The organism is Streptomyces lucensis JCM 4490 (genome assembly GCF_014650035.1).
Classification (GTDB): domain Bacteria; phylum Actinomycetota; class Actinomycetes; order Streptomycetales; family Streptomycetaceae; genus Streptomyces; species Streptomyces lucensis.
Genome location: NZ_BMUE01000003.1, coordinates 221091 through 237758, shown reverse-complemented (window position 1 = coordinate 237758; position 16668 = coordinate 221091). Strand labels below are relative to the sequence as shown.

Sequence of the window (16668 nt, the reverse complement as noted above, 5' to 3'; positions counted from 1 at the left end):
GCGCTGTTCACTCCGCCGCGGGCGGAACCGCGATGACGGGACAACGGGCGTGCTGGAGCACACCCTGGACGACCGAGCCCAGCAGCATTCCGGCGAAGCCGCCGTGACCGCGTGTGCCCACGACCAGGCCCAGCGCGTGGGCCGAGGCGTCCGTGAGCTCCCGCACGGGATGGCCGACGACCAGTTCGTGACGCAGGTCGACTTCCGGGTAGCGGGCGTGGCGGCCGGCCACGATCTCGGACAGCAGCCGGCGGCACTCCTGCTGCGACTCGTACTCGTCGAAGATCCTCAGGTGCCCGGGCTGCCAGACGAACAGGGCCCGCAGCTCGGCGCCCTGCAGGGCCGCCTCCTCGAACGCCACGTCGACCGCGGCGGCGGAACGCTCACTGCCGTCGACGCCGACGACGTAGTACGCGGGTTCCTGCGTGACGTGCTCGGGCTCCGGCACGGCCACCACCGGGCAGTGCGCGCCGGCCATCACGGGCAGGGCGACCGAGACGGAGCCGAACACCTCCTGGGACCGGGTCAGATGCCGGGAGCCCAGGACGACGGCCGTGGCGTCCCGGCTCTGCTCGCGCAGTACCCACACCGGGTCGCCCTCGGCGAGCAGGGTCTGCACCTCGGCCCGCGGATGCCGGTCCGTGACGAAGGCCGCCGCCATGTCGAGGACCCGCTTCCCGGTTTCGTGCAGCGCCTCGTTCCACTCCTCCCACGACGGCGGGACCTGCCCGCGCCGGCCGCGGGTCGGCACACCCTCGGCGTGGACCACGCGCAACGGCAGCCGGCGGCGGGCCGCCTCGTCGGACGCCCAGGCCAGCGCCATGCGCAGGGAGGGGTCCGGGTCCACGCCCACCACGACCGGGCGGCGGTCACTCGGCCGGGCCACGACCGTCTCCGGCCGGTGCGTGCGTCAGGTGCCTGACGTGGGCGTCGGGCCCCGGGAAGTACAGGGTCACCCGCCCGTTCTCGGCCCAGCGCACGTCGTAGGGCGGGCTGCCGTCCGGGTGGTGGAGCCCCACGACCTCGCCGTCCCGGGCCACGACCCCCGCCGTCGTGCCCCGTACGACGATCTCGTCGCCCACCCGTGCCCGCATCGAGGCACCGGTACCCTCCGTGCGGGCCGTCCGGTCCGCCCTGCTCGCCGTTGCGGGAGCGGTCATCGTCCTCGCCTCCTCGCTGTGGCGGCGTACGGTGATGCCGCCGCCGATCCCATGGAAACCCCACGGCGCCCGTGGCTCCATGGGCCATTGGTCCCCGTGCCGGGCCCGAGGCCCGGGCACCGGGAGGTCACGTCCGGCCGGACGGCCGCGCGGCACGTGAGGTCACGGGTGCGGCGGCGGGTTCCGGGCGGAACCGGGCCTCCAGGTCCTCGCGCACCCTCGCGGTCAGCTCGCCCAGGGCCCGGGACACGACCGGCCGCACCGGTTCGGGGTCCCGGATCCTGCACGCCGGGCCGGGCAGGTCCGCGATGTCCGCGCGCAGCCGCTCACGGGCGTCCTGCCAGCGGTCCGGCGGGACCGTCCGCCGCCCGCCGCGCATCACCGTGCGCAGCAGCGGGCGCGCGGAGTCCGGCGGTTCCTCCCCGTCGAGGCCGATGACGTCGGGCCGCCCGGCGGTGCGGAAGACCTGCTTGCGGCCCGGGGCGGTGACCTTGGCCGAGGACAGCTTCATCACGGGGCGGCCGTCGTACTCGACGAGCTTGTACGCGGCGTCCAGGTACGGCGCGTCCGCGGCCACCCCGGCCTTCGTGCCCACGGCGTACACGTCGATCGGGGCCCCGGCGCGCACCAGCCGGGCCACGCCGTACTCGTCGAGCCCGCCGCTCGCCACGATGCCCACGCCGGTCAGCCCGGCGGCGTCCAGCACGGCGCGCGCCCGGCGCGAGAGCGCGTCGAGGTCCCCGCTGTCCAGGCGGACGGCGCAGCCCGGACCGCGCCGCAGGTCCGCCAGGACCCGGGCGGCGATCTCCACGCCCGCCACCGTGTCGTAGGTGTCGACGAGGAAGGTGACCGGACCGGGATGACAGCGGGCGAAGGCGCGGAACGCCGCCTCCTCGTCCCGGAACGCCTCGATGTAGGAGTGGGCCATGGTGCCCGAGGCCGGTATGCCGAGGGCCGTGGCGGCGGCGACGTTGCTGGTGCCCGCGAAACCCGCCAGGGCGCCCAGCCGGGCCGCCTGGAACCCGGCCCACGGTCCGTGGGTGCGGCGCAGCGAGAAGTCCACCACGGCGTGCCCCGCCGCGGCCAGGACACAGCGTGCCGCCTTGGACGCCACCGCCGTCTGGTGGCACACCTGGTTCAGCAGGTACGTCTCGGCCAGCTGGGCCTGCGGCAGCGGGGCGGTCACCTCCAGCAAGGGCTCCCCGGCGAACACCGCGCGGCCCTCCGGCACGGCGCGTACCTCGCCGTCGAAGGCGAGCCCGAGGAGCGGCTCGAGGTCCCGTGCGGGCCGGTGCAGGGCGTCCGCGAACTCCTCGACGTCCTGCCGCTCGACGCGATACCCGGCCAGGAAGTCCATTGCGCACTCCAGGCCCGCGGCGACCAGGAAGCCGCGGCCGGGCGGGAGGTCGCGGACGAAGAGGCTGAAGGTGGCCGGCGCCCGCACGTCCTCGCGGAGGTAGGACAGGGCCATGGTCACTTCGTAGAGGTCGGTGGTGGTGACATCGGACATGGTGATCGCCGCCGGATGTGTTCGTACCCCGCACACCAGTCTGGCCCCGGGCGGCCGGCGGGGCAGGTCCGTCAGGGCCGTCCCGAGGAGGGTCCCGGTTCGGCGGCGCCCTCCGCCCCACGCCCGGCGGGCACGCCGGTGGCTGAGGCGCCCGGCGTGCCCGCCGGGCGGAACCGCTCCAGGGAGCCCCAGGGCCGTTCGGCTCTTCGCGCGCGCGGGAAAGGCGGAAGACTGGGACGGTAGGCAGTCCGAGGCAGTCCGGAGGCCATGGTGAATTCGCACGAGAACTTCTCCACCGAAGCCGACGCCCGGCGGTCCGCGCCCGCCCGCCCCTGGAGCCCCGGCGCGACGGCACGGCAGGACATGCTGGTCCGCTACCTGGGCGCCGTCGCCACGGCCGCGGCGGAGCACGCCGGGCACACCGGGGCCGGGGCGCCGCCGGTCCAGGCCGGTGGCACGGCGGCTCAGCCCGCGCCGGCGGCGGCCGCCGACGCGTGGACACGGCCTGGTGCCGGGCTCCCCCTGGTACGGGACGTGATGGACGTGCCCGCCGCGTCCCTCCACGACGACCTGCCCTACCGCGACATAGCCCGCCTGCTGGCACGCGAACGAGTCGGCGCGGTCCCGGTGGTGGACGCCGAGGACCACGTGGTCGGGGTCGTCTCGGAGTCCGATCTGCTGGCGAAGGTGGCCTTCGACGCGTCCGGTCACCGGCCCGGCCCCGTCGGCAGGCTGCGCGAGCGCCGCCTGCACGGCAGGGCCCACGGTGAGACGGCGGCCGACCTCATGACGAGCCCCGCGATCACGGTGCTGCCCGGGGCGAGCGTCGCGGAGGCCGCCTGGCTCGCCGCACTGTCCCGGCTGAAGCGCATCCCCGTCACCGACCGCGAGGGCCGCCTGGTCGGCGTCGTGCGCCGTGACGCGCTGCTGCAGGCGCTCATCCGCGACGACGCCGCCGTACGGGCGGAGGCCGAGGCCCGGATCGGGGCCTGCTGCCCGCCGGGTGATCGGGAGGCCCTGCGGGTGGCCGTGCACGAGGGCGTCGTGGAGCTGACGGGACGGGTGCCGGCCGCGACGCTGCACCGGATGGTGGCCGAGGTGGAGGCGATCGCCGACGTCGTCGAGGTCAGGAACCTGCTCACCGCCGTCTGACGCAGGGCTCGTCGCGGAGGGTCGGTCGGGCCCGACCGGGGACATGTGGCCCCTGGCCCGGCCGCCACCGCCCGCCCACGCTGGAGGCGGACCTTTCACCAGGGAGGTGGAGAGCATGCCCCGACCCATCACCGTGGGACTCGACGGTTCCGCCGAGAGCCGTGCCGCCGCCGAATGGGCGGCGTGCGAGGCCGGGCTGCGCGGTCTGCCGCTGAACATCCTCCACGTGGGGGAACCGGTCCCCGAGCCCATGGCCGAGGCCCCCGTGCCCGGACGCGGGACGCGGCAGCACTGGACGGAGAGGATCCCGCGCGAGGCCGCGGAGGACGTCCGGCTGCGCCACGCCGGCATCGAGGTGCTGAGCGACCAGGTCACCGGGAACCCGGCCGAGGCCCTGGCCGAGGCGGCGGACGCCGCCGAGCTGCTGGTGCTCGGCTCACGCGGGTTCGGCGGGATCGGCGGATTCATGATCGGTTCGGTCAGCCTGTCCGTCATCGCCCACACGGCGCGTCCCGTCGTGCTGGTCCGGGCGGGTGAGCAGGCCGCCGACGAGCACCGGCCGGACCCGGCCGGCGGGCCGTCCGCGGCGACCGGCTTCCGGCCCGTCGTCCTCGGCCTCGACACCGGCGCCCCGGACCGGACACTGCTGGAGTTCGCCTTCGACGCCGCCGCCCGCCGCGCGAGTCCGCTGCGGATCGTGCACGGCTGGAGCCCGCCGCCCACCTACCTGTACGGCATGTCGGCCGACATCGGCCCCCGCGGCTCGCTCGCCCGGCACGAGGCGACGGTCCTGACCGAGGTGCTGCGCCCCTGGCGGCAGAAGTTCCCGGACGTCCCCGTCGTCGAGGCGAGCCGGTACGGGAACGCCGCGCCGGCACTGGTCAACGCGTCCCGCGACGCCTCGCTGGTGGTCGTCGGCCGGCGCATCCGCACCCGCCCCCTCGGCGCCCACATCGGCCACGTCACTCACGCCGTCCTGCACCACGTCACCGCACCCGTCGCCGTCGTCGCACACGGCTGAGCCGCCGCCGAGCGGAGGAGAACGATGATGGACCTTCCGATCGTCGTCGGTGTCGACGGCTCCGAGCCGAGCGCCAGGGCCGTGGACTGGGCAGCCGACGAGGCCTCGCTGCGCGGTACGTCGCTCCGGCTGGTGTACGCCTCCCTCTGGGAGCGCTACGAGGGCGTCTCCCTCGCGCACGACCTCGCCGAACCCGAGGAGCAGGTGCGGGCCGAGGACATCGTCGAAGCCGCCGAACGGCGCGCCCGCCGCCGGCAGCCGGCGGTGAAGGTCACGTCCGAGGTGCTGCCGGAGGAGCCGGAGTACGCGCTGGTGCGCGAGAGCCGCACGGCCTTCGCGATGGTCCTCGGTTGCCGGGGCCGCAGCGGCATGACCGAGGCGCTCCTCGGCTCCGTCAGCCTGATGGTGGCCGGGCACGCGCACTGCCCGGTGATCGTGCTGCGCGGCGACCACGACAACCAGGCCCGCGCGGGTACGCACGGGCGCATCGTCTGCGGCGCGGGCGACGGAACGGCGGGCACCGCGGCCGTGCGCTTCGCGGCCGACGAGGCCCTGCTGCGGGGCGTCGAGCTGGAGGCCGTCCGGGCCTGGCAGCGCCCCGCGCACTCGGCCACCGGGCATCCGCTGATCGTCGGCGACCCGGGCCGGCTGCGGCAGCAGCAGGCGGCGGAGGTGCTGGAGGAGGCGCTGCGCGACGTGCCGGCCGGGCTGCGGGTGCAGCGGCGGGTGCTGGAGGGCCGCGCCCGTGACGCCCTGCTGGCCGTGTCCCGCGAGGCCGACCTGCTGGTCGTCGGCGCCCGTCGCCGGCCGGGGCACTTCGGCCTCCAGCTCGGCCGCGTCGCCCACGGCGTGCTGCACCGGGCCGCGTGCCCGGTGGCCGTCGTACCGGAGCCGGCCTGATCACGACACTGACGTCCGATCACGACATTGAAGGAAGGCGCACCGTCATGACGAGAAGGGTGCTGGTCGCGTACGGGACCACGAACGGGTCCACGGCCCAGCTCGCGAACGCCGTCGCCGAGGTCCTGCGCGAGGCCGGGCTGGCGGTCGAGACACGGCCGGCCCGGGAGGTGACGAGCCTCGAGTCCTGCGACGCCGTCGTGGTCGGCGGCGCCCTGTACGCCGGCCGCTGGCACAGGGACGCCCGCCGCCTCGTCCACCGCCGGCGCGGCGACCTCGCGGCCCGGCCCGTGTGGTTCTTCAGCAGCGGACCGCTGGACGCCTCGGCCTCCGAACGCGACATCCCGCCGGTGCGCGGGGTGCGGCGCGCCATGATCCGCGTGGACGCCCGCGGTCACGCCACCTTCGGGGGACGCCTGGAGCAGGGGGCGAAGGGGAGGATGGCGAAAATGATCATCGACTCCGGGAAGGGCGGGGACTACCGGGACTTCGCCGCGGTCCGGCGGTGGGCGACCGGCGTCGCCGACGAGCTGACACGGGGATGAGCCGCCGGTGACCGGTGACCGGTGACCGGTGACCGGTGACCGGTGACCGGTGGGAGCCGCCCGGCCCGCGGGGCCGGCCTCACCCGGCCAGCGAGAAGTAGCTCTCCTCCTCCTGCGTGAAATGCAGGCGCAGCACGGTGTGCAGGCCGTACAGACAGGAACGCAGATCGTCGAGCTGGCCGGGGGACAGGCCGCCCTCGGCACGGGCCAGCGTCAGGTGGGTGGCGATGCGGCGGGACAGACGCTCGCCGGCGGGATCGCGGACAGCGTGCCAGGGCCCACAGGAGGCCGGCGAGCCGCTCGGCACCGGCGAGCCAGGAGGCGCCCCCAGCGGTCAGGGCCGCCGCCGTGACGGCCAGCAGGACCGGCTCCAGCCGTACCCGGGCGCCCGCCCCGGTCACGGGGCTCGGACGTGCTGTGCGTGCGGAGCGGTTCATGGTCACCTCGGTCCGTCCGGCATCACCCGCCGTGGGTCACTTCCGTCCATCACAGCCCCGGTGGCCGGCCCCGGGACAGGGACGAACGGCCCGGTGCGGTGGCGTCACCGGCCCATGACAGGCCCGGCGGTCCGGGCGAGCGTGGGAGGAAGACACCCCCGAGCCGCGCGCGGTGCCCCGGTGTCGCCCCGCGGCACCGTGGAGGAGAGGAGTCGCCGTGATGTTCTGGTACGACCACGATGGCGGCGGGTGGGGCTGGTTCGCCATGTCGGCCGGCATGATCCTCTTCTGGATCCTGATCGTCGCCGTCGGCGTCCTCGTGTACCGCGCCGTGGCGGGGTCCCGGCGAGACGGCGCCCTGCCCCGCGCCCAGCCGCCCGGGCCGCCCCCCGAGCAGCTCCTCGCCGAACGCTTCGCCCGGGGCGAGATCGACGAGGACGAGTACCACCGCCGCCTGACCGTCCTGAGGGAGTCCGCCGGCGGCGTTCCCCGGCCGGGCCGGCGGTGATCCGGAGGAGGAAGCCGGGGACGAGAGGCCGGTGGTGGGCGCCGTGATGAACGGGGCGCCGTACTCGGTCGGTGAGGAGGAGACCGTCCTGAGGGCCTGGGAGGTCATGGAGCGGTCCGGTCAGCGTCATCTGCCGGTGGTCCGCCAGGACGGGGTGTGCGGTCAGCGGGTGCCGGGCGGACGGGGTGTGCGGTCAGCCTGTCTCGCGGTCCAGGACGCGGCGGGCCGCCTCGGCCTCCGCGGCCCGCGGGGACAGCTCGTCGAGGGTGTCGAGTTCGTCGTCCGCCTCCAGTTCCCGCTCCCAGGCCGCCGCGAGCTGCCGCTGTTCCTCGCCGGGCCTGGCGCCGACGGCCTGTCGGTGCTCGGGGTCCAGCGCCGCGAGGAATCGCGCGACCGGGTCCGTCGGCATGCCGTGCTCCTTGTCGCCGGGAAGGGTTGGCTTTCCGCCCAGCATGGCGAACCCCTCCGGTGCCGGCCGCCCGACACGGCCCGCGGCCACCCGGATGGCGCCGCCGACGTGGCGGAGCGCGCCTGCCCCCGGCCGGCACCACCGGTCCGCGGACGCCGGGCGCTCGGCGGCGGCAGCCCACGCCGTGCGCCCGGCGTCCGGGATCCGTCACGGCAGGGCCACCACCTGGGCGGCATGGGCCAGCCCCGCGCCGAAGCCGACGAGGAGGGCCAGGCCGCCGCTGGACGCCGCTCCCTGGGACAGGAGCTGGTCCATGGCCAGCGGGATCGACGCGGCGGAGGTGTTGCCGCTCGTGACGATGTCCCTGGCCACCGCGGTGTGCGGTGCGAGGCCCAGGGACGTGGCGGCCGTGTCGATGATGCGGGCGTTGGCCTGGTGGGGCACGAAGGCGTCCAGGTCGGCGGCCTCCACACCCGCCTTCCGAAGCGCCTGCCGGGAGATCTCCGGTACCACGCGGGTCGCCCAGCGGAACACCTCCGGGCCGGTCATGCGCAGCGTGGGCCACGGGCCCGGCGAGTTGCGGGCGTCCAGCCAGGTGCGGTCGTGGGCGATCATGTGGTGGTTCTCGCCGTCGGAGCCCCACACCACCGGGCCGATGCCGGGCGTGTCCGACGGGCCGACCACCACCGCCCCCGCGCCGTCGCCGAAGAGGAAGGCCGTGCCGCGGTCGGTGGGGTCGACGATGTCGCTCATCTTCTCCGAGCCGACCACGACGACGGTACGGGCGTGCCCGGAACTGACCAGAGAGTCGGCCAGACCCAGGCAGTAGCAGAAGCCCGAGCAGGCGGCGCTGATGTCCAGACCGCCGGCGGAACGGGCGCCCAGCAGGTGCGCCACCCGGGGCGCGGCGGTCGGCGCCTGTTCCAGGAAGGACATGGTGGCCAGCAGCACCATGTCGACCTCGTCCGGCTGGGTGCCGGACTGGGCCATCGCCTTGCGGGCCGCCTCCGCCGCCATGCCGATGACCGTCTCGTCGGGCCCCGCGAAGCGCCGGGAGGCGATGCCGGACCGGCGGCGGATCCACTCGTCGCTCGAGTCGATCCGGCGGCAGATCTCGTCGTTGCCCACCACGCGGGCCGGCCGGTACGCACCCACACCGAGGATGCGCGACCCGGCCGGCCGGCCGGGCAGCCGGAGCCGGGCCATCACGCCTCGCCCGCGGCCGCGGCGACGGCGGGCGTCAGCGCGACCAGCTCGCCCTGCTCGTAGCGCCGCTTGCACTCCCGGCGCTGCACCTTGCCGCTGGAGGTCTTCGGCAGGGCGCCGCGCCGTACGACCAGGACCTCGTCCGGGCGGATCCGCTGCCGGTCGCCCACGGCGTGGTACACGCGGTCGCGTATCGCCTCGGCGCCCAGTGAGTTGAGGAGCCGGCCGTCGGTCTCGACGACCACCACGAGCCGCTCGCGCTCACCGTCGTCGCAGGAGAAGGCGGCCGCGCAGTTCGGGTGCAGGCCCGCCACGGCGCGTTCGGCGGACAGCTCGATGTCCTGCGGGTAGTGGTTGCGGCCCTTGCGGATGATGACGTCCTTCAGGCGTCCGTTGACGTACAGCTCGCCGTCGTACAGCAGCCCCAGGTCACCGGTGCGCAGGTACGTTTCGCCGTCGTCGTCCGCGCCGGCGGTCCGGGCCCGGAAGGTCTCCTCGGTCACCACCGGGCGTCCCAGGTAACCGCCCGCCACGCAGGGGCCGTTGATCCAGATCTCACCCACCCGTCCCTCGGGCAGGACCTCCCGGGTGTCGGGGGCCACGATCCGCACCCGGGTGCCGCCGACCGTCCTGCCGCTGCCGACGAGGGGCACGGCCCCGTCGGTGTGCTCGTCGACGAGCTGGGCGCGGCCGTCGCGCAGTGCCTCGGCGGACAGCCACAGCACCGACGGCCTCTCGTCCTGGCGCGAGCCGGTGGCCTTGAGGGTGTTCTCCGCCAGGCCGTAACCGGGGCACATGGCACGGGCGTCGAAGCCGTACGGCGCGAACGCCTCGGTGAAGGACCGGATGGTGGCCCAGCGCACGGGCTCGGCCCCGTTGGCGGCCACCCGCCAGCTGGACAGATCGCCCACGGCGCCGGTCCTGCCCTCCGCGGCGGCCCGCGCGCACAACTCGTAGGCGAAGCTGGGCGCGGCGGCGTGCGTTCCGCGGAACCGGGCGATGGCCTCCAGCCAGCGGGCCGGGCGGCGGATGAACGCGTCCGGCGCCATCAGGTAGGAGGGGATGCCCGCCCACAGGGGCAGCACGACGCCGAACAACATGCCCATGTCGTGGAAGAGCGGCAGCCAGCTGACCACGGTGCCGTTCGGCTCGCACGGCCACAGCTCGTCGGTCTCCACCACGTTGGCGAGGAAGTTGGCGTGGCTGACGACGACTCCCTTGGGGTCCCCCGTGGAACCGGAGGTGTACTGCAGCAGCGCGGTGTCCGCGGGGCCGGGGGGCGCCGGCACGGCCGCGCCGGCGGGGTATGCGAAAGCGTCGGTGGCCAGCAGGGTGAGCCCGGCGAGGGCGGGCATGTCGCCGAAGCGCTCCCGGAGGTCGCGGACGACCTCCGTGGTGGTCAGGACGGTCGTCGTGCCGGCGTCGTCGGCGATCCGGCGCAGCCGCAGGACCTCCTCGCGGCGCCGGGGCACCTGCACCGGGGCGCTGGCCACACCGCCGTACATGCAGCCCAGCAGGGTCCGCACGAACTCCAGGCCCGAGGGGTACAGCAGCACGGCGCTCCGGCCGGACAGGCCCGCGGCGCCGAAGGCGGCGGCCCGCGCACCGGCGTCGGCGTGCAGTTCGCGGTAGGTCAGTGACTCGTGCGGCTCCTCGCCGTTCAGCAGGAAGACGTAGGCGGTCTCGTCGGGCTGCTTCTCGCTGCGCAGCCGCAGGGCGTCGGGCAGAGTGCGCACGTCCGCGCTCGTATGCGGTCCGGTGGTGCTCACGGTCAGATCTCCTTGTCGGCCGGTCGTCGTGCACAGAGGTGGGTGGTTGGCGGCGGGCCTGGGCGGCGTGCTGCTCGTCCGGGCGCCCGCGTCCGGTACCGAGGTGTCGGCGGTCGCGTGCGTCCGGAAAGGACCCTGGAGTCGAAGTTCGTGCCGGGGGAGGGGAGTCGCCTGCCGGGACCTGGGGGAGCCGGCGGTTCGCGCGGTGGGGGCGGCGGGAGCGGCGGATGCCGTACGGGTGGTTACTCGTCCTCGGCGCGGGCGTTGACGCGCACGGCCATGTTCCCCGACGGGTGCAGGTTGTCGTGCATCTGCTGGTGCAGCTTGCCGACCTCGGCGAAGTCGCCGGCGTAGCTGAGGCACGGGTCGACGTAACCCTTCGCGACGAGCTGCGTCAGTTCGTGGCACTGCTTGAGGTTGAAGCCGTGCGAACCCTGGAGCCGCTTCTGCCGCATCCACAGGAACCGGAGGTCGACGTCGCCGTGGTAGCCGCTCGTGCCTCCGCACAGCACGACCATTCCGGCGCTGTCGCACAGGTAGATCGAGGTGGGAATGGTGTTCTGCCCGACGTGCTCGAACACGATCCGGGGGGAGCGGCGTTCCCCGAGCTTCTCCCAGAACGCCTTGCCGAACTTCCTGACCCCCTGCAGCCATTGTCCGAACGCCGCCTGGTCCTGGATGTCCGGGAGCCGGCCCCAGTGGTCGAAGTCGTTGCGGTTGAGGACACCCTGGGCGCCCAGTTTCATGCAGTAGTCGGCGCGGTCGTCACTGGAGACGACGGCTATCGGGACTCCGCCGTAGGCCCTGGTGATCTGGATCGCCATGGAGCCGAGTCCACCGGAGCCGCCCCAGATCAGCACCGGGTCACCGGGGTGGACGTTGTTCGGCTGCCAGCCCGTCAGCTGCCGGTAGGCGGTCGCGCCGGACAGGACGTAGGCGGCGGCCTCCGTCCACGACAGCCGGTCCGGCTTCGGCACGCACTGGTAGTCGCCCACCAGCGCGAACTGGGCGAAGGAGCCGAAGTTGGTCTCGTAGCCCCAGGCCAGGTTCGAGGCCGCGGTCATGGGGTCGGCGCCCAGCCTGATGTCCTGCGCGGTCTCGTCCCACACGCCTCCGGAGACCACGACGTGGTCGCCGACCCTCACGCTGCTCACGCCTTCGCCGACGGCCCAGACGATGCCCGAGGCCTCGGAGCCGCCGATGTGGAAGTCCTCGGGTTCGCCCTTGCGCTGCCGGGCCCCGATGACGTCCACCGGCTTGCCCAGCGCCGCCCAGACGTTGTTGTAGTTGATGCCCGCGGCCATCACGTACAGGAGCACCTGTCCCCGTCCGACGGCGGGCACGTCGACGACCTCGGCCTGGAAGGCCTGATCGGGGCGGCCGAACCGCTCGCGCCTGATGACCGACGCGTGCATCTTCGCCGGCACGACGCCGGTGGGAGGCATCTCGCCGAGTTCGTACAGTTCCTTCACGGTGAACTCCCTAACCTTCTCGGAAATGCGTACGGCGGTTTCCGGAGCGGACATCTCCTGAATGCCCGGCGCCCCGGACGATTCACAGCATCGGTACCGAGGCCAGCGTCCGTTCCACCGCCGCCAGCAATTCGCGCGTCGCCGCTTCGGCCGCGGGGATGATGTCCGCCATGAGGAGATATCCGTGCACCAGACCCGGCGCCGGAATGTGCTGCACCTCGACACCGGCGGTCTGCAGCCGGTTCGCGAGTTCGACGCCCTCGTCGTGCAGCGCGTCGAATTCCGCGGTGCCGACGACCGTCGGCGGCAGCCCGCGGTGGTCGGCGCCCAGCAGATCGATCGCCGGGTCGGATCTGCGCTCGGGGTCCGGCATGTACTGCTCGTAGTACCAGCGCAGATCGTCGATGTCCTCCAGGTAGCCCGCGCCGTAGGTGTGGATGGACTCGGACTTCAGGTCCGGATCGGCCGGGGGGTACACCAGCAGCTGCGCGGCGAACGGGATGCCGCCGAGGTCACGGTGGTGCATCGCGACCCCCAGGGCCAGGGACGCCCCCGAACTGTCACCGGCGATGACGTGGTCGCGTTCGGGAAAGGCGCCGGCCGCCCACTCGGCCGCGGCGATCGCGTCCTGGAGCGGCCCGGGGTAGGGGTGTTCGGGCGCGCGGCGGTAGTCGACGGAGACGACGACCGCACCGAGGGAGGCGGCGATGCGGCGGCACACCCGGTCATGGGTGTCGACGTCGCCGACGGTCCAGCCCCCGCCGTGCAGATAGGTCACCAGCCGGTTCCGGTCGGTCACCGGCCGGTACGTGCGGACGCCGAACTTGCCGCCCCTGCCGTGGATCAGCTGGTTCGCCACCGTGGCCACCGGCTGCGGCACGTGGCCCTCGCACCAGCGGGCCGCGCGTTCGGCGTAACGGCGGCGGACCTCCCGCACGGTGAGTGAGCGCGCCGGTGCCGGCCGGTCGAGGGCCTGCCATTGGATCAGGGCGCGGATGAAACGGTCCATAGGCACGGGACTCTCCTCGGGTCACACCGGCGCGGGCTTCGGCGAACCGAACCCGCGCGGTCGGCAGTACGCGGAACACGGATACGGCGGGATCACCGCGCGGGTGCCGCCTGGCCGGGCCCGGCCGGCCCGGCGGCGGGTGACCTCATCGGCCGCCCCCGACGAAGTCGCATGCCCCACAAGGAGGGACCCGGCCGGAACGGGCGCTCGCGCCCGTGAACCCGCGCGGTCGGGTTCCGGTGACCAGGTCCCGTGCGCCCGTGTCCGCGGCGGCGGCCGTGGACGGCCGTCCGCTGCCCGCGGACACGGCCGTCACCACTCGACCAGGGTGAGACCGATCGAGACCCCGCCGCCCATGCCGACGAGCAGGATCTGGTCCCCCCGGCGCAGCGCACCGGAGCGGGCCGCCCGGTCCAGGGTCAACGGGATGGACGCGCTACCGGTGTTGCCGAACTCGCTCACCGTGCGGTGCAGGGTGGCGTTCGGCAGGTCCAGCTTCGCCGCCAGCTCGTCGAGCATGACGCCGTTGGGCTGGTGCGGGATCACATGGGCGACGTCGTACGGCAGTACGGCGCTGTCGTGCAGGAACTGCTTCACGAGCCCCGGCACGGTGGCCCCGGCGAACTCGCGGGCCGTGCGTCCGTCCATCCGGAAGTAGTGCAGACCGGCGTCGTGCGTCGCCGGGTCGTACGGCCTCCTGCTGCCGCCGCCCGGGACCTGGATCAGCTCGGTCATGTCGCTGTAGAAGTGGAACGCGGAGGTCCGTACGCCGCGACCGGAGCCGGCCGGGCCGACGACCGCCGCACCGGCGCCGTCCCCGAACAGCACGACGGACCTGGCGTCGGCCGGGTCGAGGATCCGCGAGTACACGTCGGCGCCGATGGCCAGCCCGTACCCGCCGCTGCGGGAGACCAGCGCGTGCACCACGTCGAGCGCGTAGACGAACCCGGCGCAGACGGCGTTCACGTCGAACGCGGCGACCTCGGTGCCGGACACCCCCAGGTTGCGGTGCACGAAGGCCGCCGTCGCCGGCTGCTGCTGGTCCGGCGTCGAGGTCGCGACGACGATGGTGGACAGCTGGTCGGCGGTGATGCCGGCGGCTTCCAGCGCCCGCCGGGCCGCGCCGGTGGCCAGGTCGGAGGTGGCCTGGTCCGGCTCGGCCCAACGGCGCTCGCGGATGGCCGTCTTGCGCACGATCCAGGCGTCGTCGACACCGGCGGGCGCGCCGACCTCGGCGTTGGACACGACGCGGTCGGGTGCGCAGGATCCGGTGCCGAGGACGGCGACGGGCGTCGCGTGCTCCCTCATCGGCCGTCTCATTCCGTGACGTCGGCGGGGAGGGCGAAGTCCGTGGTGACCTCCGGCCAGTCCGGCACGCTCTCGATCTCCACGACCGCCACGGTCAGCGAGTACCCGCCGCCGGCGCTGACCAGGAGCACGTGGTCGCCCTGCTCGAGCTGCTTCGTCTCGGCCAGCCGGGCCACGCCGGCGATGAGGTCGCCCGCGCCCAGGTGACCGGTGTAGCGGCCCCAGTCCATCAGGGTGCGCTCGCTGGTGATGCCCAGCGGCTTGAGGAACTGGACCTGCATCAGACCGTGCCCCATGTTGGGCATCAGGATCCTGGCGAAGTCGTCGAGCTTGTGCCCGGTCCTGCCGAGCACCGAGCGGACGAGGGTCACCAGCGCCTCCTCGCAGCGCTGCAGGACCGACTCCTTGCCGACCTCCTCCAGGTACGACTTCTTCGGCGAGCGCAGGTCGTGCACGACCTCGCCGAACGACGTGGTGAACGGCTCGCTGCCGCGCCACAGCGGTTCCAGGGAGGCGTCGGTGAGCGACTCGATCGCGTGGATGCGGGCGAAGCCGCCGTTCTTGGAGAGCACCATGGCGGTGGAGCCGTCGCCGCCGACGATGCCGTACGCGCCCCGCCACCGGTTGATGCCCGGGGCGAGGAACCGGTCCGCGGTGGTGACCATGGCGCTCGTCCCGCGGCCCGCCTCCAGCTGGCCCACCGCGAAGTCGAGGGCGGCCATGCCGCCGTTGGAGAGCCCGTCCAGGTTGATCGAGAAGGCGCCGGTGAGCCCCAGCTCGCGCTGGATGTAGGGCCCGGAGGTCCAGCCCCAGTCACGGCCCTGGTGGTAGAGCGAGGCGTGCACGAGCAGGTCGATGCCGTCGCCGACGACGTCCGAGGCCCGCTCCAGCGCCCGGCGCGCCGCGAGCACACCCATGTCCGGAACCGAGATCTCGCCCGTGGCGGCCGGCAGACACAGGATGTTATTGACTTCGAAATCCTCGGCGACGTATTTGCCCTCGGCCACCGCTTCCTTCGCCGATTCCGCCGGCGGAATCCAGGCCGCGGCCGACGTAATGTAGACAGGTGCGCTCATTCTCTGCTCCTCCGAGGTCGATACCCGTCCGAGTCCTATGCCCGTCGAGCCGAATGAAGCCCACGCTACTGCCTTGGTCCCGATCATTCGCATATGTATTTCTCACAAGTTGCAGTTAAAACTGCATGTGCGCGCGAAGGGGGCTGGGGAGGAGAATGACGCCCAGGGATTCCTACCGCTAATTAGAACTGACGAGTAGCGATCTTTGGAACACCCCGGATGCTTGCGAGTGGGCCCTCGGCGGCCGTACCCGCGCCGTGTGCGAAACGCACGCGGCGCGGGGAGGAGCGGCCGCGTGCGGGCGGCCGCTCCCGCGGCGTGCGGCGGGAGCGGCGCGGCCGGTCGTCACCGGTGCTTCGGCGCCGCCGACGTGGCCTGTGCGAGCAGCCCGTCGACGAAGGCGGCCAGCCCCTGCCGGTAGGTGTCCTGCGAGGCCAGCGTGCCCCATTCCTCGCCGAGCGCGGCCAGGCTGGGCAGCCGGGACGCGTCGAGGCCGGCGATGAAGGCCTCGAGGTAGGCGGGCTGCTCGTCGTCGTCGCGTCCGCGGGCCGAGTGCGCGCGCACGAGGATCTCGCCCACGGTGTAGTACCAGATGCTGCGGAAGACGCGGACGGCCTGCTGTGGTGTGCAGCCGTGGTCGACGGCCCCGGCCACGATGGTCTCCACGAGCCACAGCGCCGAGTCGCCGAGCCGGGCGATGAACCCGTCGGTGGTGAGGACCTCCGCGGCCCACGGCCAGGCGGCGAGGGCGTCGTGGATCGCGGCGGTGGCCGCGACGATGCGGTCCCGCGGCTCGTCGGGCATCTGCGGGTGCGGGATCTGGTCCGCGTATTCGCGGATCAGCAGGAACAGCAGATCCTCCTTGTCGCGCACATGGTGGTACATGGTCGTCGCCCCGATGCCGATCTCGGCGGCGAGCCGGCGGATCGTCAGCTTCTCCCAGCCGTCACGGTCGATGAGCCGGCGGGCCGCGGTGAGGATCTGCGTGCGGGACGTCACGGGGGGGCGGCCGACACGGCCGTGCTGTGCGTTGAGTTGGGACACCGCCCCATCATGCCTTTCCGCTGGACCTGAGGGCTCCGACCTGGGTGCTCGACAGCTGACTGGTCCCGGTGATAATTTCAGAACATGTTCGAAAAGTCTACTGGCACGAGAGCGCAGAGGACTGTGTTGCGGTGACAAACAC

At 73.7% G+C, this 16668-nt stretch carries 16 protein-coding genes and 2 pseudogenes; 6 read left to right on the top strand and 12 right to left on the bottom strand.

All coding sequences use genetic code 11. The annotated features are described in order from the left end of the window. Positions 1–7: 7 nt before the first annotated feature. From IE177_RS09035 to IE177_RS09025, 3 genes and pseudogenes are all read right to left on the bottom strand, one after another. Positions 8–886: a universal stress protein gene (locus tag IE177_RS09035; protein ID WP_190014552.1), complete on the bottom strand. Its 879-nt coding sequence runs from the start codon at positions 884–886 to the stop codon at positions 8–10. Between the two features lie 13 nt (positions 887–899). Next, positions 900–1094, bottom strand: a pseudogene (locus IE177_RS09030) (DUF1918 domain-containing protein); the annotation flags it as partial. Positions 1095–1287: 193 nt separating this feature from the next. Then, on the bottom strand, positions 1288–2670 hold the full coding sequence (locus IE177_RS09025; RefSeq protein WP_190014550.1) for a nicotinate phosphoribosyltransferase: 1383 nt from the start codon (positions 2668–2670) through the stop codon (positions 1288–1290). A gap of 267 nt (positions 2671–2937) precedes the next feature. On the opposite strand from IE177_RS09025, the gene IE177_RS09020 reads away from it, so the two are divergent. The 4 genes from IE177_RS09020 (at position 2938) to IE177_RS09005 (ending at position 6288) form a co-directional block, all read left to right on the top strand. Beyond that, positions 2938–3822 carry a CBS domain-containing protein gene (locus IE177_RS09020; protein WP_229815957.1) on the top strand — a complete coding sequence of 295 codons (885 nt, stop codon included), beginning with the start codon at positions 2938–2940 and terminating at the stop codon, positions 3820–3822. Positions 3823–3937: 115 nt separating this feature from the next. Beyond that, positions 3938–4843 carry a universal stress protein gene (locus IE177_RS09015; protein ID WP_190014548.1) on the top strand — a complete coding sequence of 302 codons (906 nt, stop codon included), beginning with the start codon at positions 3938–3940 and terminating at the stop codon, positions 4841–4843. Between the two features lie 27 nt (positions 4844–4870). Then, complete coding sequence (locus tag IE177_RS09010) at positions 4871–5743, top strand: universal stress protein (protein WP_190014546.1); 873 nt, start codon at positions 4871–4873, stop codon at positions 5741–5743. Positions 5744–5790: 47 nt separating this feature from the next. After that, positions 5791–6288 (top strand): flavodoxin domain-containing protein, encoded by a 498-nt coding sequence (locus IE177_RS09005; protein WP_190014544.1) that lies wholly within the window; start codon positions 5791–5793, stop codon positions 6286–6288. A 79-nt stretch (positions 6289–6367) separates the two neighbouring features. Here the strand turns inward: IE177_RS09005 and IE177_RS09000 are convergent, their stop codons facing one another. After that, positions 6368–6595 carry a hypothetical protein gene (locus IE177_RS09000; protein ID WP_190015133.1) on the bottom strand — a complete coding sequence of 76 codons (228 nt, stop codon included), beginning with the start codon at positions 6593–6595 and terminating at the stop codon, positions 6368–6370. 350 nt (positions 6596–6945) lie between these two features. On the opposite strand from IE177_RS09000, the gene IE177_RS08995 reads away from it, so the two are divergent. After that, positions 6946–7233, top strand: coding sequence for an SHOCT domain-containing protein (locus tag IE177_RS08995; protein ID WP_190014542.1), 288 nt, complete (start codon positions 6946–6948; stop codon positions 7231–7233). 46 nt (positions 7234–7279) lie between these two features. Then, positions 7280–7384: pseudogene (locus IE177_RS35705) on the top strand (hypothetical protein); the annotation flags it as partial. 42 nt (positions 7385–7426) lie between these two features. On the opposite strand, the gene IE177_RS08990 reads toward IE177_RS35705, so the two are convergent. The 8 genes from IE177_RS08990 to IE177_RS08955 form a co-directional block, all read right to left on the bottom strand. Next, entirely contained in the window at positions 7427–7642 is a 216-nt protein-coding gene (locus tag IE177_RS08990; RefSeq protein WP_190014540.1) for a hypothetical protein, read from the bottom strand. Positions 7643–7849: 207 nt separating this feature from the next. Then, entirely contained in the window at positions 7850–8851 is a 1002-nt protein-coding gene (locus tag IE177_RS08985; RefSeq protein WP_373305052.1) for a beta-ketoacyl-ACP synthase III, read from the bottom strand. Continuing rightward, positions 8848–10617, bottom strand: a complete 1770-nt coding sequence (locus IE177_RS08980) for a fatty acyl-AMP ligase (RefSeq protein ID WP_229815956.1) — start codon at positions 10615–10617, stop codon at positions 8848–8850. The genes IE177_RS08985 and IE177_RS08980 overlap by 4 nt, the downstream gene beginning before the upstream one ends. Positions 10618–10859: 242 nt before the next feature. Continuing rightward, positions 10860–12062: a crotonyl-CoA carboxylase/reductase gene (gene ccrA, locus IE177_RS08975; protein WP_229816000.1), complete on the bottom strand. Its 1203-nt coding sequence runs from the start codon at positions 12060–12062 to the stop codon at positions 10860–10862. Between the two features lie 109 nt (positions 12063–12171). Then, positions 12172–13098, bottom strand: a complete 927-nt coding sequence (locus IE177_RS08970; RefSeq protein ID WP_229815999.1) for an alpha/beta hydrolase — start codon at positions 13096–13098, stop codon at positions 12172–12174. Positions 13099–13410: 312 nt separating this feature from the next. Then, the gene (locus IE177_RS08965) at positions 13411–14406 is read right to left on the bottom strand and encodes a 3-oxoacyl-ACP synthase III family protein (RefSeq protein WP_190014527.1); all 996 of its coding nucleotides are present in this window, start codon (positions 14404–14406) and stop codon (positions 13411–13413) included. 8 nt (positions 14407–14414) lie between these two features. After that, on the bottom strand, positions 14415–15482 hold the full coding sequence (locus IE177_RS08960) for a ketoacyl-ACP synthase III family protein (protein WP_190014525.1): 1068 nt from the start codon (positions 15480–15482) through the stop codon (positions 14415–14417). A gap of 345 nt (positions 15483–15827) precedes the next feature. After that, a complete protein-coding gene (locus IE177_RS08955; RefSeq protein ID WP_229815955.1) occupies positions 15828–16526 on the bottom strand; it encodes a TetR/AcrR family transcriptional regulator in 699 nt (232 codons plus the stop codon). Between the last annotated feature and the right edge of the window lie 142 nt (positions 16527–16668).